Consider the following 21,336-nt stretch of genomic DNA (forward strand, 5'->3'; position numbering starts at 1 on the left):
CGGTAAAAAGCCCGCGATATCGGCGACGCATCGGCAAGAATCGCCGGTGCTTCGGGGAAAACCCCAGCGTCCCGATCGTCCTAGGACATGCGAGGCATGCGGGATGCGTCTGTATCTTGAACTCAAGGCGGTGCGTGGCGCGCGAACTCGGGCGCAGCACCGGGCCACTGACGCACCCGGACAACGACTATGAGTTACGTGCAACCCTCCACGACGCAAGACGCGCAGTCGCGCGCACCCATCAGACGCGCGATGGCGGCGTCGGCCATCGGCAACGCGACCGAGTGGTTCGACTACGGCATCTACAGCTACGGCCTCACCTATATTTCAGCCGCGCTCTTTCCCGGCAGCACGGCGCAGGCCACGCTCTTCGCGCTCGCGACCTTTGCGATTTCCTTCCTCGTCCGGCCGCTCGGCGGACTCTTCTGGGGACCGCTCGGCGACCGGCTCGGGCGCAAGCATGTGCTCGCGCTGACCATCATCATCATGTCGATGGCGACGCTGCTCGTCGGCGTCCTGCCATCGTATGCGAGCATCGGCCTGTGGGCGCCGGCGTCGCTCGTCGCCTTGCGCATGATCCAGGGCTTCTCGACGGGCGGCGAGTACGGCGGCGCGGCGACCTTCATGGCCGAGTACGCGCCCGATCACAAGCGTGGCTTTTGCGGCAGTTTCCTGGAGTTCGGCACGCTGGCGGGCTTCTCGCTCGGCGCGTTCCTGATGCTCGGCTGCTCGGTCCTGCTCGGCAACGACGCGATGCACGCATGGGGCTGGCGCCTGCCGTTCCTCGTCGCGGCGCCGCTCGGTCTGATCGGACTGTATCTGCGCTCGAAGATGGAAGATACGCCGGTGTTCCGCGAGTGCGCCGAAGCGTCCGAACGCGAGCACCACGCGGGCCTGCCGTTGCGCGAGCTTTTCGCGAGCTACTGGAAGCCGCTGCTTCAACTCGGCGGGCTGGTCGTCGCGCTGAACGTGGTGAACTACGTGCTGCTCGCGTACATGCCGACTTTCATGAAGAAGGAACTCGGCATGAGCGACAACCTTTCGCTGCTGCTGCCCCTGATCGGCATGTTGTCGATGATGGTGCTGCTGCCGTTCGCGGGCGCGTTGTCGGATCGCATCGGGCGCAAGAAGGTGTGGTGGCTTTCGCTCGTCGGCATCTTCGTCGCGGCCGTGCCGATGTTCACGCTGATGTCGCATGGCATTGCCGGCGCGCTGATCGGTCTCGGCGTGCTGGGGCTGCTTTATGTGCCGCAACTCGCGAGCATCTCGGCGATGTTCCCCGCGATGTTCCCGACGCAGGCGCGTTATGCGGGGATGGCGATCGCCTATAACATTTCGACGTCGATCTTCGGCGGCACCGCGCCGATGGTCACCGACTGGCTCATCGGCCGCACGGGCAGCACGCTGGTGCCGGCGTATTACATGATGGGCGCTTGCGCGGTGGGGGCGATTGCGTTGTTGTTCGTTACGGAGACGGTGGGGTGCTCGCTGCGTGGGCGGGAGATTCCTGGTGCGAAGGCGGGCGGCGGGGTGCGGCGCGAGGATGCGCATGAGGGGTTGCCGGAGCATCGGCACGCTTGAGGGGTTTTGGTTTTTGGTTGGTTGGCGGCCCGGGCGCATTTGTGTGCTCGGGCTGTTTTTTTGTTAGCACTTGTGCAACGCGCGGGGATGCGTACGGTCATTGAGGGTGGAACGCCGTGGGCATCGCTCTGTTCGCTTTGTTCTCCATTTAAGACTTTTCCGTTTGGAAAAATGTTAGCAAACGTTTAATCTGAAACGCGCTAGAAGATCTCTCTGCGCGACTTGGAGATCGCGAAGCAACTGTCGTCTACGCGGTCAGTGCTGTTCGCGTTTAATGCTCATGGAGTCGCGGTCCAAGAAGGACGTGGGGTTAGGAAGGAATGGACCAGCAGTTTCTTGATGCTTATAACGCTCAGTTATCCTTCATGATGGAGCTCGCGGGCGAATGGTCCAAGGGGCATAAGAAGGTGGCCCGGCGTCTCGGCATGCAGGTCGAAGGCGAGATCGGCGACCCGTATATCGAGCGACTCATTCAGGCGTTCAGTTTCGTTGCGGCACGTGCGCAATGCAAGATCGACGATAGCTTCCCGCAGTTCACCCAATCGCTGATTGAAACAGTTTTTCCAAACTACAGCGCACCCACACCCGCGGTTGCCGTCGCCCGCTTTTACCCGGGCGAGTTCGAGGGCGATGTCCTGTCCGGATTCAAGATTGCACGTGGCGCGGTATTGACCAGCGCAGCGCCGGTAGGCGAAGACGTCGAGTGCGGGTTTTGCAGCACGCAGGACGTCACGCTCTATCCGCTTGAAATCGTTGCTGCTCAACTGACGGCGGCGCCACCGGATATTCCCTCCCTCGAACGGCGCTCGCCTGACTACCGAAAGGTCCGCGGCGCGCTCAGACTTCGCTTGCGCACCGCAGGCCGCGCAATCAAGGATTTGCTCAACCTCGACCGCCTGCCTGTGTATCTTTCGGGTGACGAAGCGATCGCCTCCAGACTCTTCGAGTTGGTGCATACCGCAGCGCTGGGTTGCGTAATCAGCGTGCCGGGACAGTTCGCGCAGCAGGATGGCGTGTTTCACGTCGTGACGCCCGAAGTGGTGGAGCACGAGGCACTGGAACCGGGACAAGGCGTCCTGCCATTGATTGCCGAGAAGTTCAATGGCCATAACCTGATCCACGAATACTTCAGCTTCCCTTCGCGATTCTGGTTCTTCACGCTGACCGGTTTGCGCACAGGACTGAGCAGAATCGCAGGGCATGAAGCCGAGATCGTCGTGTTGCTCAATCAGCCGCCGCGCGACCTTGCCGAACAGGTCGGTCTCAGCAACTTCGCGCTGTTCTGCACACCGGTCGTCAATCTGTTTCCGCTGGAGATCGAATCGATCGAATTGAGCAATGGCAAGCGCAGGTTTCAGGCCGATAACGAAGCCGTGGTGCGTCCGGTTGCGCCGGACTATGAAGTGTTTCGCATCGAGCGTCTCTTCGGTCATATCGAGTCGACTTCCGAGAAACTGGAATTCCTGCCGCGCCATGACGCCTTCAATCGGGACGAGTCGAACAGCGAGCGCTTCTATACCGTGCGCCGCACGCCGCGGGAGTCACGCGACGCCTCGCGTCGCTATGGCACGCGTACGCCCTATACCGGCTCGGACCTGATCGCGGCCCTGGTCGATCGGCATGAACAGCCTTATGCGTCGCCGCTGAGTTATCTGTCCGCGGACGTATGGGTCACCAACGGTGATTTGCCCAACCTGCTGACGTGCAACGGCAAGACCGATCTCGCTCCGCTCGAGTCGACACCCATCGGCAGTATCGGCCTGGTGCGCGCGCCGAGCGCGCCGAAGCCGCCGCTCGCGCAAGGCCGATCGGCCTGGGATTTGATCGGCCAGTTGAACGCGGGCATGGACACGCTGGATTTATTCGACGAAGACCGGTCGGCCGAAGCGCTGCGCAAGCTACTGCGACGCTTCGTGGAGGAAGGCACCGAGGCGCGCCAGCAGATCGAGTCGATCGTCAGTCTGAAGATTGAAGGCGTCACGCGCAAGCTGCCGGGGCGAGGTCCGATTCCCTTCGGTCGAGGCTACGGCATCCGTCTGACGGTGGATGAAAAGGGCTTCGGCGCGTCCAGTCCTTATCTCTTCGGCGTGGTGGTGGATCGCTACCTTGGCCGTCACGTGTCGGCGCATTCATTCGTCCAACTCGATTTGTACACCCTCCAACGCGGCCTGATCGCCAGTCTTCCGGTGCGCATGGGCGTGCGCGGGGTGGTCTGAGCGGATCGGACGAGAAAAGAAAAATGATGAACAACACAGTATTGCCTGATGTCTTTGGAGGTTCCCGTTGCTGACTTCGTTGCTGAATTTCCGCTCTACGCGCACGTTATCGGTCGATGGCACTGCGATGCCCAAATCGCCGACGGGCGGTCCGCTGCTGCAACTGCGCTCGATCAAGGGCGAGGAAGCGCTGTCCAAGGGGTTCGAATACACGCTGGAACTCACGACGCCCGCGGAAGCCTTCGTGCCCGAGCAAGTGGCGGCGAACATCGATCTGAAAGCGATGATCGCCAAGCCGCTGACGGTGATTGTTCAATGCGAGGGCTTCGGGAAGTACATTCCGGGGCTGCCCGGCGGTCTGGGCATGGGCAATATCGGCGCGTGCGAGCGCGAGATCACCGGTCTGGTGTTCGAGGCCCGATACCTCGGTCAGGGCAATCGGCAGGCGCGCTATGAGGTGAAACTCAAGCCTTGGATCGATTTAGCGCGGGAGCGCACCGATTTCCGTATTTTCCAGAATAAGTCGGTCGTGGACATCGTGCGAGACGTGCTGCGTCCGTACGCACATTCGTGCGATTGGCGCCTTGGTGAAAGCTATCCGGCGCTCGAGTATCAGGTCCAGTATGGAGAATCGGACTACGCATTCGTTCAGCGTTTGATGGCCGAGCACGGCTTGTACTGGTTCGTTGAGCATTCGAACGGCTACCACCGGGTGGTCATCGTCGACAACATCGGTGCGCACAAGCCCGTGGAGAGCGAGGCGTATCAAACGCTGTCGTACTACCCGCCGGGCAACAAGATCGACGAAGAGTACGTCAGCGAGTTCAGTGTCGCTCAGACGCTGCAACCGGGTGTGTGGACCTACAACGACTACGACTTCAGGCAACCGGGCGCCGATCTGACGGCAGAAAAGCAAATGCCGCAGGAGACCATCTGGAATGATCTGGAGCGTTACCAGTGGCCGGGCGATTACGCGGATCCGAAGGCCGGTGGGCGGTTGGCGCTGATCCGCATTCAGGAGCATCGTTCACGCGGTGAGCGGGCCTATGGTGCGGGAAACCTGCGCAATGTGGTGTGCGGCACGGTGTTCAGTCTCGAGGGCTTTGCGCAGAAAGACGCCAATCGCCGGTATCTGGTGATCAAGACCGGTGTCGACGCGCAGGAACGCGGCGACGTGACAGCGGCGGGCAAGACGGAATTCAAGACCACGTTCGAAGTGCAGCCCAACACGGTGATGTTCCGGGCGCCGCGTTCGGATGACAAGCCGCGCACGACGGGCCCGCAGACGGCGGTGGTGACGGGATACAACGATAGCGATATCTGGACCGACCAGTACGGGCGGGTCAAGGTCAAGTTTCAATGGGACAGGTCGCCCGCGAAGGATCACACGTCGTCGTGCTGGATACGCGTGGCGTATCCGGGCGCGGGCGCGCGTTATGGAAGCATCGGCGTGCCGCGCGTGGGGACGGAAGTGATTGTCGACTTTGAGAATGGCGATCCGGATCGTCCGATCGTGATCGGGCAGGTCTACAACGCACAGACCATGCCGCCGTGGAAGCTGCCACAGAACGCCACGCAAAGTGGTGTGCTTACGCGCTCGACCAAAGGTGGTGGGTACGAGAACGCCAATGCGATTCGCTTCGAGGACCGAAAAGGCGAAGAGGAACTCTGGATTCATGCGGAGCGCGATTTGGTCAGCGACGCCGAGCATAACGAGACGATCACGATAGGCAACGATCGCAGCATCACGGTCTCGCAGATGCAGACGACCGAAGTTGGCAAGAACTTCACCCTGCTGGCGGGCGATCGTATCGAAATGACGACCGGTGCGGCGACGCTGGTGATGGAGAAGAACGGCAGCATCACGCTTCGCGGCGTCACGTTGCTGATTGAAGGTGCGGGGCCGGTGCAGATCAACGGCCACGACGTGGACATCAACTAGAGGCTCACGTCGATGCAGTTTCAAAATTTCACGCCATTCCCGGCCATGGCGTTCGGCTCGGTCGCGCCCGGAAATCGACGCTTTCGCACGGTGGTATTGCGTCAGAGCTTCGAGTTGCGCAATGGCGTGCTCACGCTCGCGAAGGACCAGACGCCACTCGCTACCTCCGACATTTACTACGGGGAGCCGAATGAGTCGTCGGTGAAGGCTGAGAGTGATCTCGCGCCTTACAAGCCGCGCTGCGACGTGATCGTGTGCGCCGACGCTCACGTGCCCGGTGGTCGCGCCGTGTCGTGCTTCGATGTCAGCGCGACGTTGGTCGCCGCGAACGGCAAGTCGTTGTTGAACCGCCGCGTGCGGGTCTACGGATCCCGTGAGTTTGTGCGCAAGGGTAACGGTTGGGTATTGAACGACCCCGAACCCTTTGTGACGCTCCCGATGCGCTACGAGCATGCGCTGGGTGGCCAATGCTCAATCAAGCATGACGACGACTCGATGCAGCACGCGGCCTGCCAGAGCAACCCGCTCGGGACGGGCTTCATGACGCAATGGTACATCGATGCAGTGCGGCCTGATCGTGTGCCTGCCCCGAGAATCGAAGCGCCTGAGGCGTCGATCACATCGGAGCATTGGAACGCGTGGCTTGCGAATCCGGACGAATCGCTGCCCCCACCAGTTGGTCTCGGTGTAATGGGCCGCGCATGGGCGCCTCGTCTGCGAAGGGCGGGCACTTACGACGAGCGATGGCTTGAAAGTCAACATCCGGGTCTGCCTGATGACTTCGATTTCGCTTATTGGAACGGCGCGCATCCGGCGCTACAGACAGCGTATCTGAAGGGCGATGAGACGCTGGTGCTTACGAACCTCGTGCCAGTTGATCATCCGCAGGCGCGCGTCAATGCGAACGGCGACACGGAGTTGACCTTGCGCTTGCCGGGTCATCTACCGATGGGCTGGCTCTATATGAACGGTGATCTGACCGATGCGGCGCTGAATCTAGATACGCTGCACGTGGACTTGACACAAGCGGTGCCGCAGGTCGTGCTCGTGTGGCGCGCGGCGGTGTCGCATGAGGCTGAGCGATTCGAGGCCCGCTTCATCTCTAACCAAGAAAAGATACAAATGACGGGGCGGCCGCATGAGTGAGCCACTAGTGATTGTGATCGACCAGGATGCGGCCGACGCGTTTCGTGCGCATTACAAGATCGACAGTCTCAAGCAGGCGCAAGCGGCGCGCGCTAACGGCGACAGGCTTTGGCAGCAGCCGAATCCGTGGAATGAGCCACCGCGTCATGTCTATCGCGACATCTTCGACTGGGCGGCCGATCAGGTGGTTAAGCGCTTCCTGTCGGGGCGCTATAAGCCGCTGAAGTCGCCGCAGGAAGACAAGCACTTTTCGAAGGGTAATAAGCTCGCGGCGCGTCAAAGCGGCAGCTTCAAGGCCGTCAGTTCGACGCCGGATGTCTGCAAAACGCCCTGTGGCGGGGCGACGCCGCCGGTGCCCTATCCGGTCTTCGCGGATTTGTCGGGATCGACGGGCGTGGCGTCGAACGTGCGTTTCAACGGCAAATCGGCCTATACGCTGAGTGAGAGTGTGGTGCCCACCTGCACCGGAGATGAAGCGGGCTGCGCGACGGGGGTCAAGTCGGGGACGGTGGGCGGCGAGGTGAAACCCACCAGCGGCAGCGGCACGGTGAAGATCGGGGGCAATCCGATCATCCGCGACGGCGATCCCTGCACGATGAATAACGGCAATTGTACGGGCACCTATGTGACTGTGCCTCCGACCAGTGGCTCCATCGACGCTGAGGGAAACGTCGTAGGTGACACGAATCCGCCGCCGCAGAAGGGTTTGCTGCATCAGGCGACGGGTGTGGTGACGGGGTTCGGTTCGGCAGCATGGGATGCCGTCAAGGGCGTGGGCCATATGGCATGGGGCGCGACCAAGCTTACGCCCGTGTCGCAGGCCGCTGAAGGACTTTCAGACGCGACAGGTTGGTACGACTATCACGGGTATTCAGAGACGCAGAGGGCGGTCGGAGATACGGTCGACGCGATCCGCGACAACCCGAAGGCAATCGTGGAAGGCATCACCAGGCCGTATATCGAGGCGTGGAGCAACGGCGACTACGGCGAGGCGATCGGACGAGGGGTGTTTGATGTCGGCGGGGTGTTCGTTGGCGGTATTGGCGCCGTGGGTAAAGGCGGAGAGGTGGCCAACGCGGCGGTGAAGGCTGGAGAAGCGGCGAGTACGGCGAGTAAGACTGCAAAGGCGGCGAGTGCAACGGGCAAGGTGGACGAAACGAGCGAAGCCATTTCGCAAGTGGGAAAGGCGGCTGAAATCGGTGAGTCTGGGCCCGTGGGCGACGGAATTAAAGTTCAAGATCACGGAGCGGACGCGACAGAGAGTTTCCCATTAGATTCCTCAACCATTGATAGGATTAGAGCTATACCGAAAGGAGAGAGACCGCTTCCTGAAACCTACATGTCCGCGGAGGTTATCGAAAGCCATCTCAGTCAATTCGACGGCGGTGCCTCTCGCTTTATGAGCAAGAGTAACCTTGAAAAGTACGGGCCGGCGCAGAGGGACGGAACGTCATTCGTTATGACGAAGCAACAGGCCGACGTTCTGCTACAGTCTACAGGCGGCAATGCTCGTGCGATGGAAGAGGCGTTGGGATTGCCTGACGGTTTTCTGGACTCAAACGAACTTGTACGGGTCGATATACCTGATCCCCGAGATCTCGGGCTCCGTATCCCAAGCGGAAATGAAGCAGGAGCAAACGACTTGTGGATACCAGGCGGAAAATTGCCAACTGGTAGCCTGGAAGCCGTAGTCGATTTAGGCAATGTGTCCGCTGAGCGGTACTCGGTGAGTCCTTTGACGTTCTGAGGTTTGATAAAGTGAAATTTGTCGATAAGTATATATTTGTAGACGAGCGATTCAGTGTCGGAATTGAGCAAGCGACGGGGAAATTCTATATATCGATACCCGTCGCAAACTCTCTCGCAGAGTATGAGGAATATTACGAACTCGAACCTTCGGAGTATCACGCGTGCCCGAGAAACATAGACGATTTAGTGAAGATTGCGGAGAAATCCCGTGCAAGGAAAAATGATGCTCGACTTATTATGCAACCGGGGAAGTTACGTGGCAGTCCTGTTTGAGCACGTGCAGACTGCGTAAGCAATCGACGGCCTTTAGCCGTTGGATGTCCAACCGGTGTGAGGCCGGGCGCGATAGGCGGTGTGAGGTGAAGCCGACCAACGGCAGCAGCACAGTAAAGATCGGCGGCAATCGGATCATTTCGTGACGGCGATCCCTGCACGATGAACAACGGCAACTGTACGGGCACCTATGTTACGGTGCCGCTGACCAGTGGTTCCATCGACGCCGAGGGAAACGTCGTCGGAGACACGAATCCGCCGCCGGAGAAGGGTTTGCTGCATCAGGCGATTGGTGTGGTGACGGCTTCGGCTCGGCAGGGTGGGATGCGGTTAAGGGCTGGAGCCATGGTATGGGGCGCGGCGAAGCTTATGCTGCGTGTCGCAGACCGCTGAAGGATTCTCAGACGCGACAGGTTGGTACGACTATCACGGTTATTCGGAGGCGCAGAAGGCGGTCGGCGATACGGCGCAGGCGATCTACGAAAATCCGAAGGCGCTCGTGGACGATGGCTGCCGACATGATGCTCAATATCAAACGGGCCAACTGAGCCGTAAACGTTGGTTCAGTCATTGCGTCCTTCATTTGAATCCCCAACATTTCGCGTCCGTTTCGATGAATCCAGCTACTTGTTCAGCGTTGCCTTAGATCCAGCTAAAACCCACGAATCAACGCGCCACCTTCACCGCTTTTTTTCCACCCAACACCCGCGCCTGCAACACAATAACCAGCAACAAAAACAACCCACGTATCACCGACTGCCAATAAGCCGAAAGCGAGATATACCCCAGCCCGTTTTCAAAGTTCAAAAGATTGAACACGAGCCCAAGCAGCGCGACACCGGCGATCGTCATCGCGATGGAACCTTCGCCGCCAGTCAATCGCGTGCCGCCGAGCACCACAGCCGAAATCGCAAACAGCTCCCAGCCGACGCCCTCGTTCGGCTGCCCCGCGCCGAACTGCGCGGCGAGAATCGCGCCGGCGATGCCTGCTAGCAAACCCGAAACCGCATAAACGCAGACCAGCGTGCGATCGACGTTCAGGCCCATCAACCGCGATGCCTCTTCGCTGCCGCCGATCGCCAGCGCATGCCGCCCGAACCGCGAACTGCGCAACGCGATCCATCCGATCACCGCCGCCGCCGCGCAGACGATCCCGGGAATCGGCAGGCCCAGAAAATCGCCTTGCCCGAATGCGGCGAAGTTCGTATCCGACGATATCGCCACCGCATCGTTATGACCGAGCAAAAGCGCGAGCCCATGCGCGCCGAGGCTCGTCGCCAGCGTGACGATGAACGGCAGTATCCGCATATGCGTGATGACGAGCCCGTTCAACACGCCGACCGCCAACCCCGCGAACGACCCGGCGATCACGCCGGCCAGCGCGCCATGCGGACTCGCCAACGCCGATACGACGCTCGCGAGCGCAGCCACCGCTCCGACCGACAGATCGATGCCGCCCGTGATGATCACGAACGCCATGCCGATCGATATCAACAGGAACATCGAGTTGTATCGCCAGAACGACGTCACGTTATACGCCGACAGAAAATGCTCATAACGCGTGACGCCCAGCACGAGCAACGCGACGAGCGCGATCAGAATGGGCAGGTTCTTCTTCATGGAAAAGTCAGCCTCGCTTGCGTTGCACGTACACCGCGGCAATGATGATCGCGGCCTTGAGCACGAGCGCGGCGGCATCCGGAATGCCGTGCGCGAGCAGCGTGTAACGCAACAACTGAATGATGAGCGCGCCGATCAGCGTGCCCGTGATATACGCCTTGCCGCCGGTCAATGCAGTGCCGCCGACCGCGACCGCCGCGATCGCATCGAGTTCGACGCCGAGGCCCACCACGTTCGCATCCGACGACGAATTCACCGAGATCGAAATGAGCCCCGCAAGTCCCGCGAGCGCCGCGCATACCGTGTACGCGATCATCTTCACGCGCGCCGTCGGAATGCCGGAGAGATACGCGGCATCCTCGTTGCCGCCCGTCACGAGCAGATATTTGCCGAACAGCGTCTTGCGCACGATCCATGTGAAGAGTGCGACTAGCACGAGCATCAACAGGATCTGGAAGGGCACGCCCGCCACCTTGCCGAGCGCGATCCACTGAAACGCGGGATTGTTGAACGCCTGCAGGCTGCCATCGGTGACGACCTGCGCGATGCCGCGTCCCGCGATGAATAGCACGAGCGTCGCGACGATCGGCTGCACGTTCAGACGCGTAACGAGAAAGCCGTTGAACACGCCGCATAACGCAGCGGCGATGACCGGCAACGTGAACGCGAGAATGATGCCGAGCGGCCCGTCGATATTCATGAAGAGCATCGGCGCGAGCGCACCGGCAATCGCCATCGAAGCACCGACCGACAAATCGATGCCGCCCGTCGCAACGACGAGCGTCATGCCGATGCCGACGATCACGATCGTCACCACTTGCGTGAGATTCACGTTGAACGTCTGCAACGAAAGGAAGTGCTGCGTGAAGATCAGGTTGAAGACGATCATCGCGAGCAGCACCGCGACTTCGCGCTGGATCGCGACGCCGCGTTTCTTCTTCACGGGCGCCTGCACGATCGGTGCGGCGCGTTGCGTGTCATCGATCATGTTTCGCCTCCTCCACCGCCTCGGCGAGCGTCGATTCCGCGCCCGCGCCATACGCGATCGCGTCCATGATGGATGCCTCGTTCATCTGCGCGCCGTCGAGTTGCGCGACCGTTTCGCCATCGCGTATCACGACCGCGCGATCGGCCACGGCCGTGAGTTCTTCCAGTTCCGATGCGGACAGCAGCACCGCGAGTCCCGCATCGCGCAACTCGCGCACGATCTTTGCGACATCGGCTTTCGCGCCGACATCGATGCCGCGCGTGGGTTCATCGAGCAGCAGGAGGCGAGGGTGGGTCGCGAGCCAGCGCGCGAGCAGCACCTTCTGTTGATTGCCGCCCGAGAGCTCGCGTATCGGCTGATCCGGCGAACGCAGCTTGATGCCGAGCGATTCGACGAAACCATCGACGATCTCGCGCTGCTTCGCGATATCGACCACGCCGCGCTTCGTCAGCGCGGGCAGGCACACGAGCGTGAGGTTGTCGCGCACGGACAGCTCCGGCACGATGCCTTCGGCCTTGCGATCTTCCGTGAGATAAGCGATGCCGCGTGCAATCGCATCTTTCGGTGATTTGAACGCGGCATTCTCGCCGCCGACAGCGAGCGCGCCCTTCGCCGGACGGTCCGCGCCGAAGAGAAGGCGCATCGTCTCCGTGCGTCCCGAGCCGAGCAGACCCGCGAGACCGACGGCTTCGCCCGCATGCACATCGAGCGATACGTCCGTGACTTTCGTGCCCGCGGCGAGGCCTTGCGCGGAGAGCGCAACAGGTCCGCGTTTCGCGAGATTCGCTTCCTTCACCGCGCTATCTTCGTGCACGACGGCGGCGAGCGTGCGGCCGAGCATCGTGGTGACGAGCTTCAGCTTGTCCATCTCCTGCATCGAGTTTTCAGCGACGGTCTGACCGTCGCGCATCACGGTGACGCGATCGCACAGCGCATACAGCTCATCGAGCCGATGCGACACGAAGATCACCGCGCGCCCGTCGTCGCGCAAACGGCGCACGACAGTGAAGAGCAGTTCGACCTCGCGTTCGTCGAGCGAGGACGTCGATTCGTCCATGATGACGAGCTTCGCATCCGACGACACCGCCCGCGCGAGCGCGACCATCTGCTGGATCGCGGTGGAATATTCGCGCACGGGTTTTTTCACATCGATTCGCAATCCGAAGGATTCTAGCAATTCGGCCGCGCGCCGCTGCACCGTCTTCCAGTCGATGAGACCGAGACGGCGCGGCTCACGTCCGAGAAAGATGTTCTCCGCGACCGAGCGGAACGGCACGAGATTGATCTCCTGATAGATCGTGCTGATCCCTGCTTCGCGTGCGTCCTTCGGTGTGCGGAAATCGACCTCGCGGCCATCGAAGCGAATCGTGCCCGCGCTCTTGCGATATGCGCCCGTCAGAATCTTGATGAGCGTGGACTTGCCCGCGCCGTTCTGACCGATGAGCGCGTGCACTTCGCCCGCCGCGACCGAGAGGCGCGCGCGCTTCAACGCAGCGACGCCGCCGAACGCGATGTCGATGTCCTGCATGTCGAGAAGGGGAGTCTGAGCCATGCCGTGAGTCCGTCGAAATGAAAAAGCGAGCGCCTTCGATCAGGCGCCCGCAAGACACACACACTCCGCTCAGTACCCGTACTGCATGCTCGCGTCGACGTTGCTCTTGTCGTAGAAGCGATCCGAAACCTTCACCCACGGCGGAATCGTTTCGCCCTTCGCGTACTTCTGCGCGACATCGCATGCGAGCGGCCCGAAGAACGGGCTCGACTGCACGCTCGCGCCGAGTTCGCCCGCCTTGATCGCTTCGAGGCCGCCCTTGGTGCCGTCGATCGTCACGAGCACGATGTCCTTGCCCGGCTGCTTGCCCGCCGCCTTGATCGCGGCGATCGCGCCGAGCGCCATTTCATCGTTGTGCGCATAGACGGCGGTCACATCCGGATGCGCCTGCAGCAGCGTCTCCATCACCTGGCGGCCCTTGTCGCGGGCGAAGTCGCCGCTCTGCGACGCGACGATCTTCATGCCCGAATTCTTCGCGATGACTTCGTCGAAGCCCTTCTTGCGATCGTTCGCGGCGGAAGCGCCCGTCGAGCCTTCCAGTTCGATGATGGTCGCTTTGCCGTTGGTCGCCTTCACGAGCCAGTCGGCGGCGCGGTGCCCCTGATCGATGAAGTCCGAGCCGATGAACGTGATGTAGTCCTTGCCCGCCTTCGCCATCGACTGGTCGATGTTGCGATCGACGAGAATCACCGGAATGCCAGCCTTCTTCGCCTGCATCACGACGGGCACGAGCGGCTTCTCTTCACGAGGCGGAAACACCAGCAGATCGACGTGCTGCGCGATCATGCTCTGGATGTCCGAGACCTGCTTGGCCGCCGAGCTGTTGGCGTCGGTCATGACCATCTGCCAGCCGCATTTCGCGGCGATATCCTTGAAGCTCTTCGTTTCCGCGAGACGCCACGGGTTGTTGCTCTCCGTCTGCGCGAAGCCGACCTTCAACGGCTTCTTGTTCGGGATTTTCGGCAGTCCGTCATCGGCGGCGTGGGCGGCGGTGAAGCCGGCCGCGAGCGTCAGGGCGGTCAGTGCGGCGGCGAGCGGGCGCAGGCCCAGGCGCGATTTCTTCTCTAGCGACAGCATGTCTTCCTCCATAGGATGGTTTGCCTTTTTCTAGTAGTGCCGATGCTTGTGTTGCCCGGTCTGCCTGCTGCGAGAGTGGTCATGCGTACTGCGACTTCGGCGATTATTTCATCGCGTTTTATTACTGGTCAATCGTTAATATTATTAATTGCGAGCTGTTTTGCTACGGTGATTTCCCTGACCGAGCCGCGTTCGATCAGCGGACCGTCGAGCTTCACGGTGCGGCGTCGCACCGGCGCGCCCGCGGCACGGTTTTCTTCTTCCTGAAGCAGTGTCTCGACCGCCCAGCGCCCGAGCTCGTAGTTCGGCAGCACGACGGTAGAAAGCGGCGGATGCGTGTGCCGCGCGATTTCCTGATCGTCATAGCCGAGCACGGAGACGTCGTCGGGTACGCGCAGGCCGAGTTGTTTGAGCGCCTCGATCGCGCCGAGCGCCATCAGGTCGTTCGCGCAAAAGATCGCGGTCGGCGGATTCGGCTCGCGCATCAGCGAGAGCGTTTGTTCGAAGCCCGTGCCCGGACTCCAGTCGCCTTCGCGCACGAGCTCCGGCGCGTATGGCAAGTCGGCCGTCGCGAGCGCGGTCCGATAACCCTTCAGCCGATCGCGCGCCGCATCCTGCCACGGCTCGCCGTTGATATAACCGATGCGCTTGTGGCCTGCGGCCAGCAGATGATCCGTCGCGGTGTGGCCGCCCGCGACCTCCGCGGGCACGACCGACGACACGCTCGCATCGCTCGTATAGCAGTTGAGCAGCACGGTCGGAACCCTGGCCAGGAGCGCGGGCAAGGTCACCCGGCGCGTATAGACCGTCGCGTAGATCACGCCGAGCACGTTCGGATTGCCGAGCGTCGCGTCGAGCACGCGCGCCTCGATCTCCGCGTTGCCGTGCGTCGAATAGACCGCGAGCATGCGCCCGTTGGCGAACGCGGCATCGCGCGCGCCGTCGATGCTGACGACCGGATGCGGGCTCGTCGAAATTTCGTCGGCGAGATAGACGATCAGGTTGCGTTCGCCCTGACTCTCCAGTGCGGCGACCGGTTCGCGCTGCGTCATGCGATAGCCGAGCTCCTGCGCGGCGCGCAGCACCTTGTCGCGCGTAGTGTCGGAAAACTTCGCGCCGCTTGCGTTGTTCAGCACGAGCGAGACCGTCGATTGCGAGACTCCGGTGAGCTTCGCGATGTCGGTCATCGTCGGGCGGCGTTGCGTGGATTTTTTCATTGTGCGTGCCGCGTGCGGCGTCTGAAGCTTCCGCGAATCGTGTCGCGCGGGCCGGAGGAACTTGCCACTAATATTAGTGATGAATGCCGCGGAAAGCACGAGTTTATTGGTCATTTCGAATCAGGGTTTTCACCGGTTATTACTAATAATATTGACGAACGGATTACACGCGTGCGATTCTGTCCTCGCACTCGCAACGAGGAGAGGGCGCATGGGCAAATACGACGAGAGCACGCGAGACGCGTTCGCCGAAGCGTTCGAACGAGACGGCTTCGTGCTGTTGCGCGACCATTTCCCACGTGCCGCGCTCGAAGCCTGGAACGATGCCTTCGCGCCGCTCTTGCATCCGCATATCGAAGCCGCGCGCGAAGCATCGACGAGCGGTAATCGCGGACCGGGCCGCTACTACGTCACGCTGCCGTTCGAAGGCGCGTTTGCGGACCCGTCGATCTTTTGCGATGAAGACATCGTCGGGATCGTCGAGCGCGTGGCCGGGCGCGATCCGGTGATGTGTCAACTCGCCACCGATACGCCCGTGGCCGGCTCCGAATACCAGGACTGGCATCGCGATACGCCGGCACTTTTCGACGACGCGCCCGAGACGCCTTCATTTCAGCTTGCGGTGAATTTCCCGCTCGTCGATGTCGATGAGCGCAACGGTCCGCTCGAAACGACGCGCGGCACGCATCGCATGTCGCGGGACGACGCGCTCGCCGGTCTGGAGGCAGGGCGCTTCGCTGCCGAGCAGGTGCCGATGAAAGTCGGCGACGTGATGATTCGCGATGTGCGCGGGCTGCATCGGGGCACGCCGAATCTGAGCGGCGAGCCGCGTCCGATGGTGGTGATCGGCTACAGCCGCGCGTGGTACTTCCGGCCTGAAGTGCATATCGACGTGCCGCGCGACGTGTTCGCCGAACTGCCGGCGCGCGCGCGGCGTCTGCTGCGCTTCAATCCGCTGGTCGAGAAGACGGCGCGCACCTTCGACGAAAGTTACCGGCAGTTCGCATATTGAGCGCCGCACTGTCCGACACGCTCGTCGAGCTGCGTTACGGCGCACGGCGCGTGCTGCTCGCGCCGCATGTGGGCGGCTCGATCGCGGCCTTCGACGAAACACGCGATGGCCGTTCGATCGACTGGCTGCGTCCCGCGACGCCCGCCGCGCTCGCCGCCCGCGATCCGCTCGGCATGGCGAGCTTTCCGCTGCTGCCGTATTGCAACCGCATTCGCGATGCGCGCTTTCGGTTCGACGATGCGCTCGTCGATCTGTCCGGCGATGGCAATGCCTTTGCGCATGCGCTTCACGGCAACGCATGGCGCTTGCCGTGGCGCGTGGGCGAGGTGTCGGAGTCGCGCGCGTGCCTGCATCTTTTGCACGAACCGTCGCGCGCAGCGGCGCATCACTGGCCGTTTGCCTATGAAGCGACGCAGCAATTCGCGCTCGATGCCCACACGCTAACGGTCACGATCTCCGCGCGCAACCTGTCCGATCGGCCGATGCCCTTCGGCATGGGACATCATCCATACTATCCAAGGACGCGAAACACACGCGTTCACGCACGCGTCGCGGCGATGTGGCATAGCACGCCCGATCTGCTGCCGACCTATGCGGGAGCGCATCCGTGCGTCGATGCGATGGCGTCGAAAGAAGGCATGTCCGCCGATGCATTCGATCTCGACAACAACTTCGCCGGCTGGGCGCGCACGGCGACGATCGCGTGGCCGGACGAAGGGCGCGCGATCACGCTCGACGCCGAGACGCCGTTCGATCACATGGTGGTGTACGCGCCGGCGTCGCATCCCGATTTGCTCTGCGTCGAGCCGGTGAGCAACGTGGCGGATTGGGTGAACCTCGATACCGACCACGCGATGAAGGGCGGCGCGGTGCTGAAACCGGGCGAGTCGGTCACCGCGTCGTTCGCGTGGACGACTCGCGTCGGGTAGGACGATGTCCGCTTACTGACCGAAGAAGATGTCGCAGCGGGCCGCGTCGCGGCAGCCGCTCTGAGCGCGACCGCTCGCGGATGCGTTCGCGCCCGCGGCCATGCCGCCGTACGCGGCGTCATCAGTCTGGGCGGCTCGCATTGCGGCGGTCTGGTCTTGCTCGGGCGTGGCTTGCGACATGTACATCGGACGCATCGTCTGAACGAGTTGCTGCGCGTCGGAGGGCATACCCTGAGCGTGTGCCGTCCCGACATTGGCGACGATCGCGCACGCGGCCATCATCGCGAAGAGTTTTGGATTGACTTTTGCCTTCATGCTCCAGCTCCTTGAAACGAATGCACAAGCAGCCGGGAAACACGATTCTCGGACTTCTTGCAGCTTTATCGATGGATGGGATCGAGCGCAATGGCTAACTCGCCGAAACATGCTTCGCCCGACGCGGCGATAGAAGACGCATCGGCGCAATGGATAGCGCTCAGGGCTTAAGTTACGGCGATGCGGGAGCAGGAGAAATCCCTATCTCGTAGGGATACTTTGGTGGGGAGTGCCGCCGAGTGGAAGGAAAAACGCGCTCGGGCTCACGAAGAGGCCCGAGCGCGCTTAAGCATTAACGCTTCGATACGTTTAGTTCGACTTGCCGGCGCCGCCACTCGACGCACCCGAATCCATACTGCTCTTCTTGTTCTTGTGCATCTTGTTGCTATGCGACGAGTCCATTGTGCTCGCGCCTGAAGCGCCCGACGTCGTGCCCGTCACACCGTTTGCGTTCGGCGTGCTCATGCCGGTCCCGCCCTGGCCAGCGCCGTTGCCGCCGGCCGTACCGCCACCGGCACCGCCGCCCTGCGCGAACGCTGCGCCCGACAAGCCCAGCATCATTGCCGACACAAGCAGAGTTCTCTTCGCGTTTTTCATGGTGTCCTCCCGTTGATCGATGGTCTCGATGTGCGCCGCCTCGCAAAATGCTGCGGCGTCACCGTTTGAGTAGCGCAATCGCCGTGCCGCGCGCAAGCGCATGCGGCGGCGATGCGTCAGACCATGCCGAGGGAAGACACGCGATGACTAAGCGAGCGCCTCGTCACACCATTCGATGGCCCACGCCCGCGCGCAGTGGATAGCGTCCGATTCGCTCGCAAAGGAATCCAGTTCGCCGGATTCGAAAACTTCCACATGCGCCGTGTGTTCGTCCGGCAGATGTGTGATCTTCGCGTGGGCGTAGTAGCTGCCGTCCTGGTCGTGATGCGCGGTGCAATCGATATGGAACGTCTTGTAGTCGAATCGCATAAAGGGGCTCCGGGAAAATGACTCGCGGGCAGGCGCGAAGCGTGCGCAAGCATATTTGCGTTTGACTCCTTACCTCTCGTGAGATACTGTATATACATACAGTATCATATTCAAGATGGATCTCTACGAAAAGCTCGAAATCCTCGCCGACGCTGCTAAGTACGATGCGTCATGCGCGAGCGGCGGCGCGCCGAAACGCGAGTCGCGCGGCATCGACGGCCTGGGCGCCAGCACCGGCTCAGGGATCTGCCACAGCTTCACGCCGGATGGCCGCTGCGTCTCGCTGCTCAAGATTCTGCTGACGAACTTTTGTCTCTACGACTGCCGTTACTGCATCAACCGCCGTTCCAGCAATGTGCCGCGCGCGCGCTTCACACCGGACGAAGTCGTCAGCCTCACGCTGGACTTTTATCGCCGCAATTACATCGACGGACTTTTTCTCAGTTCCGGTGTAATTCGTTCATCGAACTACACGATGGAGCAGCTCGGTCTAGTCGCGAAGATTTTGCGCGAGAAGCATCATTTTCGCGGCTATATCCATCTGAAGACGATTCCCGATGCCGACCCCGGTCTCATCGCGCAAGCGGGACGTTACGCCGACCGCCTGAGCGTGAATATCGAGTTGCCGACGGAAATCAGCCTCGAGCGTCTCGCGCCCGAAAAGAGCGGTCGCACGATCAAGCTGGCGATGGGCAATATCCGCGTCGCGCGCGAGGAGTCGGAAGCGGAGCCGCGTGCGCCGCGTTTCGCGCCGGCAGGACAAAGCACGCAGATGATCGTCGGCGCCGACGACACCGACGATCGCACGATCCTCGGCACCGCGGAAACGCTGTACGGCTCATATCAGTTGAAGCGCGTCTATTACTCGGCGTTCAGTCCGATTCCCGACAGCCCGTCGGGCGTGCCGTCGAAAGCGCCGCCGCTTTTGCGCGAGCATCGGCTGTATCAGGCCGACTTTCTGATGCGCGGTTATGGGTTCGCGGCCGCCGAACTGCTCGCCGAGGCTGGCAATCTGCCGCTCGATATCGATCCGAAGCTCGGTTGGGCGCTTGCGCATCGCGACCGCTTTCCGGTCGATCTGAACACCGCGCCCGCGCGCATGATCGCGCGCGTGCCGGGCATCGGCATGCGTAACGCTAAGCGTATCGTCGAGTTGCGGCGCGCCCGGCGTGTGCGCTATCAGGATCTCGTGAAGTTGCGCTGCGCCATGGACAAGGTGAAGCCTTTCGTTGTCACGGCGGATTACCGGCCGCCGCTCGCCGAGGCGCCCTCTGACAATCTCCGGCGCGCGCTCGCCACAGAGCCCGTGCAGCTTTCGCTGATCTGATGCACGTCCTCATCATCGACGACGATTTCGACGCCTGGCGCGCCGCTGCCCTCGATGTGCTCGCGCGAGGACTCACGCCCGAATCGATCGACTGGCGCACACCGCAAGGGGAACCGGCGCTGTTCAGCGAACCGGCGCAACCGGTAAGCGGGGCAAACGCGGCGGACGCGCCGCAAATTCGCGTCTCACGTGAGCTCGCGTCGCTCTTGAAGGACGCCGCGCATTTCCGCGACGCGCATCGCTGGAGCTTTCTCTATCGCGTTCTCTGGCGTTGGGCGCAGGGCGACCGCGCGGTTGCATCGCCCGCCGATGAAGACGGCGCGCGCCTCTACAAGATGGCGAAGGCGGTGCGCCGCGCGCAGCACGACATGATCGCGTACGTGCGCTTCCGGCAGCGCGAGGCGTCGCTCGGCGCGCCCGAATATGTCGCGTGGTACGAGCCCGGGCACGACGTGCTCGCCTGGGGCGCGGAGCATTTCGCGGCGCGCATGGGACGCTCGACCTGGCTGATCGCAACACCCGACGGTGCCGCCATGTTCGATGGCGAGCGTCTGCAACTGGAACGCCGCCGCGCGCTGGCATCGGAACATGCGGTCGATACGCCCGACGCCGCCGAAGCGCTCTGGATGACCTACTACGGCAGTATTTTCAACCCCGCGCGCCTGAACGAATCCGCGCTCGAACAGCATATGCCGGTGCGTTTCTGGAAAGGGCTGCCGGAAGGCGCGCTCATTCCGAAACTCGTGAGCGATGCGCGCGGCGGCGCACGACGCGTCGCGCAGGCGCAAAGCGTCGGCGCGCTCGGCGGCAGGGCGGTGCAGGTGCAGGCGCAGGACGCACAGCCGGAACGCGACGCGCCCACGTCGCTCGACACCTGCCGCCGCTGCGATCTGTGGCGCAACGCGACGCAGGCGGTGCGCGGCGCTGGTCCGTCCGATGCGCGCATCATGCTGCTCGGCGAACAGCCCGGCGATCAGGAGGATTTGAAGGGCGAGCCGTTCGTCGGCCCGGCGGGGCAACTGCTTCACGACGCGATGCAGCGTGCCGGCATGCCGCGCGAGCAGGTCTATCTGACCAACGCGGTGAAGCATTTCAAGTGGGAGCCGCGCGGCAAGCGGCGTCTGCACAAGACGCCCGCGCAACAGGAAGTCGAAGCGTGCTCGTACTGGCTCGAACAGGAGTTGCACGAGGTCGGCGCGCGCGTGATCGTCACGCTCGGCGCGACCGCATTGGCGGCGCTCTTCGGACGACGCGCGACGTTATCGGCGCATATCGGGCGCGTCGTGCCGTATCGGGACAAATGGGTCGTCGCGACGTATCACCCTTCGTATGCGCTGCGGCAGAACGACGAAGCCGCGCGCGAACGAACCGTCGCGGCCATCGTCGAGGCGCTTGAAAAGGCGCGCGAACTCAGCCGCCGATAAGC

General features: G+C 62.1%; 18 protein-coding genes. 10 read left to right on the plus strand and 8 right to left on the minus strand.

Going from position 1 to position 21,336, the window contains the following annotated elements:
• Window positions 1–189 precede the first annotated feature (189 nt).
• The 6 genes from QCE73_RS19905 (at window position 190) to QCE73_RS19930 (ending at window position 9,300) form a co-directional block, all read left to right on the plus strand.
• Entirely contained in the window at window positions 190–1,581 is a 1,392-nt protein-coding gene (locus QCE73_RS19905; protein ID WP_309883236.1) for an MFS transporter, read from the plus strand.
• Between the two features lie 320 nt (window positions 1,582–1,901).
• Window positions 1,902–3,797, plus strand: a complete 1,896-nt coding sequence (gene tssF / locus QCE73_RS19910) for a type VI secretion system baseplate subunit TssF (RefSeq protein ID WP_309883237.1) — start codon at window positions 1,902–1,904, stop codon at window positions 3,795–3,797.
• A gap of 127 nt (window positions 3,798–3,924) precedes the next feature.
• Entirely contained in the window at window positions 3,925–5,739 is a 1,815-nt protein-coding gene (locus QCE73_RS19915) for a type VI secretion system tip protein TssI/VgrG (protein ID WP_309884170.1), read from the plus strand.
• A 12-nt stretch (window positions 5,740–5,751) separates the two neighbouring features.
• Complete coding sequence (locus QCE73_RS19920) at window positions 5,752–6,885, plus strand: DUF2169 domain-containing protein (RefSeq protein ID WP_309883238.1); 1,134 nt, start codon at window positions 5,752–5,754, stop codon at window positions 6,883–6,885.
• Entirely contained in the window at window positions 6,878–8,632 is a 1,755-nt protein-coding gene (locus QCE73_RS19925; RefSeq protein WP_309883239.1) for a DUF4150 domain-containing protein, read from the plus strand. The genes QCE73_RS19920 and QCE73_RS19925 overlap by 8 nt, the downstream gene beginning before the upstream one ends.
• A gap of 437 nt (window positions 8,633–9,069) precedes the next feature.
• Window positions 9,070–9,300 (plus strand): hypothetical protein, encoded by a 231-nt coding sequence (locus QCE73_RS19930; protein WP_309883240.1) that lies wholly within the window; start codon window positions 9,070–9,072, stop codon window positions 9,298–9,300.
• A gap of 273 nt (window positions 9,301–9,573) precedes the next feature.
• On the opposite strand, the gene QCE73_RS19935 is transcribed toward QCE73_RS19930, so the two are convergent.
• The 5 genes from QCE73_RS19935 to QCE73_RS19955 all read right to left on the minus strand — a co-directional run bounded on the left by QCE73_RS19935 (window position 9,574) and on the right by QCE73_RS19955 (window position 15,361).
• A complete protein-coding gene (locus QCE73_RS19935) occupies window positions 9,574–10,527 on the minus strand; it encodes an ABC transporter permease (RefSeq protein ID WP_309883241.1) in 954 nt (317 codons plus the stop codon).
• Window positions 10,528–10,534: 7 nt separating this feature from the next.
• A complete protein-coding gene (locus tag QCE73_RS19940) occupies window positions 10,535–11,515 on the minus strand; it encodes an ABC transporter permease (RefSeq protein ID WP_035509646.1) in 981 nt (326 codons plus the stop codon).
• Window positions 11,505–13,067, minus strand: coding sequence for a sugar ABC transporter ATP-binding protein (locus tag QCE73_RS19945; protein ID WP_238216194.1), 1,563 nt, complete (start codon window positions 13,065–13,067; stop codon window positions 11,505–11,507). Before QCE73_RS19945 ends, QCE73_RS19940 begins: the two co-directional genes overlap by 11 nt.
• Before the next feature lie 69 nt (window positions 13,068–13,136).
• Window positions 13,137–14,144 carry an ABC transporter substrate-binding protein gene (locus tag QCE73_RS19950; protein WP_035509698.1) on the minus strand — a complete coding sequence of 336 codons (1,008 nt, stop codon included), beginning with the start codon at window positions 14,142–14,144 and terminating at the stop codon, window positions 13,137–13,139.
• 128 nt (window positions 14,145–14,272) lie between these two features.
• Window positions 14,273–15,361: a LacI family DNA-binding transcriptional regulator gene (locus QCE73_RS19955; RefSeq protein ID WP_309883242.1), complete on the minus strand. Its 1,089-nt coding sequence runs from the start codon at window positions 15,359–15,361 to the stop codon at window positions 14,273–14,275.
• Window positions 15,362–15,572: 211 nt separating this feature from the next.
• On the opposite strand from QCE73_RS19955, the gene QCE73_RS19960 reads away from it, so the two are divergent.
• Both QCE73_RS19960 and QCE73_RS19965 read left to right on the plus strand, forming a co-directional pair.
• Window positions 15,573–16,373, plus strand: a complete 801-nt coding sequence (locus QCE73_RS19960) for a phytanoyl-CoA dioxygenase family protein (protein ID WP_309883243.1) — start codon at window positions 15,573–15,575, stop codon at window positions 16,371–16,373.
• Entirely contained in the window at window positions 16,370–17,302 is a 933-nt protein-coding gene (locus QCE73_RS19965) for an aldose 1-epimerase (RefSeq protein ID WP_309883244.1), read from the plus strand. Before QCE73_RS19960 ends, QCE73_RS19965 begins: the two co-directional genes overlap by 4 nt.
• A gap of 12 nt (window positions 17,303–17,314) precedes the next feature.
• Here the strand turns inward: QCE73_RS19965 and QCE73_RS19970 are convergent, their stop codons facing one another.
• The 3 genes from QCE73_RS19970 to QCE73_RS19980 form a co-directional block, all read right to left on the minus strand.
• A complete protein-coding gene (locus tag QCE73_RS19970) occupies window positions 17,315–17,617 on the minus strand; it encodes a hypothetical protein (RefSeq protein WP_309883245.1) in 303 nt (100 codons plus the stop codon).
• Between the two features lie 309 nt (window positions 17,618–17,926).
• Entirely contained in the window at window positions 17,927–18,292 is a 366-nt protein-coding gene (locus QCE73_RS19975) for a hypothetical protein (RefSeq protein ID WP_404989791.1), read from the minus strand.
• A 69-nt stretch (window positions 18,293–18,361) separates the two neighbouring features.
• Window positions 18,362–18,583, minus strand: a complete 222-nt coding sequence (locus QCE73_RS19980; protein ID WP_035509665.1) for a hypothetical protein — start codon at window positions 18,581–18,583, stop codon at window positions 18,362–18,364.
• Between the two features lie 115 nt (window positions 18,584–18,698).
• Between QCE73_RS19980 and QCE73_RS19985 the strand changes: the two genes are divergently transcribed.
• Together QCE73_RS19985 and QCE73_RS19990 are read left to right on the plus strand one after the other, a co-directional pair.
• Complete coding sequence (locus QCE73_RS19985; RefSeq protein ID WP_309883246.1) at window positions 18,699–19,910, plus strand: putative DNA modification/repair radical SAM protein; 1,212 nt, start codon at window positions 18,699–18,701, stop codon at window positions 19,908–19,910.
• On the plus strand, window positions 19,910–21,334 hold the full coding sequence (locus QCE73_RS19990) for a UdgX family uracil-DNA binding protein (RefSeq protein WP_309883247.1): 1,425 nt from the start codon (window positions 19,910–19,912) through the stop codon (window positions 21,332–21,334). Before QCE73_RS19985 ends, QCE73_RS19990 begins: the two co-directional genes overlap by 1 nt.
• Window positions 21,335–21,336 lie beyond the last annotated feature (2 nt).

Origin of the sequence: Caballeronia sp. LZ029, from assembly GCF_031451275.1 — a bacterium.
GTDB classification, from domain to species: Bacteria; Pseudomonadota; Gammaproteobacteria; order Burkholderiales; family Burkholderiaceae; genus Caballeronia; species Caballeronia jiangsuensis.

Excerpts from the sequence above, each read along its gene's own strand:
- QCE73_RS19905 (WP_309883236.1), top strand. The coding sequence starts at position 190 with ATGAGTTACGTGCAACCCTCCACGACGCAAGACGCGCAGTCGCGCGCA.
- tssF (WP_309883237.1), top strand. The coding sequence starts at position 1,902 with ATGGACCAGCAGTTTCTTGATGCTTATAACGCTCAGTTATCCTTCATG.
- QCE73_RS19915 (WP_309884170.1), top strand. The coding sequence starts at position 3,925 with ATGCCCAAATCGCCGACGGGCGGTCCGCTGCTGCAACTGCGCTCGATC.
- QCE73_RS19920 (WP_309883238.1), top strand. The coding sequence starts at position 5,752 with ATGCAGTTTCAAAATTTCACGCCATTCCCGGCCATGGCGTTCGGCTCG.
- QCE73_RS19925 (WP_309883239.1), top strand. The coding sequence starts at position 6,878 with ATGAGTGAGCCACTAGTGATTGTGATCGACCAGGATGCGGCCGACGCG.
- QCE73_RS19930 (WP_309883240.1), top strand. The coding sequence starts at position 9,070 with ATGAACAACGGCAACTGTACGGGCACCTATGTTACGGTGCCGCTGACC.
- QCE73_RS19935 (WP_309883241.1), bottom strand. The coding sequence starts at position 10,527 with ATGAAGAAGAACCTGCCCATTCTGATCGCGCTCGTCGCGTTGCTCGTG.
- QCE73_RS19940 (WP_035509646.1), bottom strand. The coding sequence starts at position 11,515 with ATGATCGATGACACGCAACGCGCCGCACCGATCGTGCAGGCGCCCGTG.
- QCE73_RS19945 (WP_238216194.1), bottom strand. The coding sequence starts at position 13,067 with ATGGCTCAGACTCCCCTTCTCGACATGCAGGACATCGACATCGCGTTC.
- QCE73_RS19950 (WP_035509698.1), bottom strand. The coding sequence starts at position 14,144 with ATGCTGTCGCTAGAGAAGAAATCGCGCCTGGGCCTGCGCCCGCTCGCC.
- QCE73_RS19955 (WP_309883242.1), bottom strand. The coding sequence starts at position 15,361 with ATGAAAAAATCCACGCAACGCCGCCCGACGATGACCGACATCGCGAAG.
- QCE73_RS19960 (WP_309883243.1), top strand. The coding sequence starts at position 15,573 with ATGGGCAAATACGACGAGAGCACGCGAGACGCGTTCGCCGAAGCGTTC.
- QCE73_RS19970 (WP_309883245.1), bottom strand. The coding sequence starts at position 17,617 with ATGAAGGCAAAAGTCAATCCAAAACTCTTCGCGATGATGGCCGCGTGC.
- QCE73_RS19980 (WP_035509665.1), bottom strand. The coding sequence starts at position 18,583 with ATGCGATTCGACTACAAGACGTTCCATATCGATTGCACCGCGCATCAC.
- QCE73_RS19985 (WP_309883246.1), top strand. The coding sequence starts at position 18,699 with ATGGATCTCTACGAAAAGCTCGAAATCCTCGCCGACGCTGCTAAGTAC.
- QCE73_RS19990 (WP_309883247.1), top strand. The coding sequence starts at position 19,910 with ATGCACGTCCTCATCATCGACGACGATTTCGACGCCTGGCGCGCCGCT.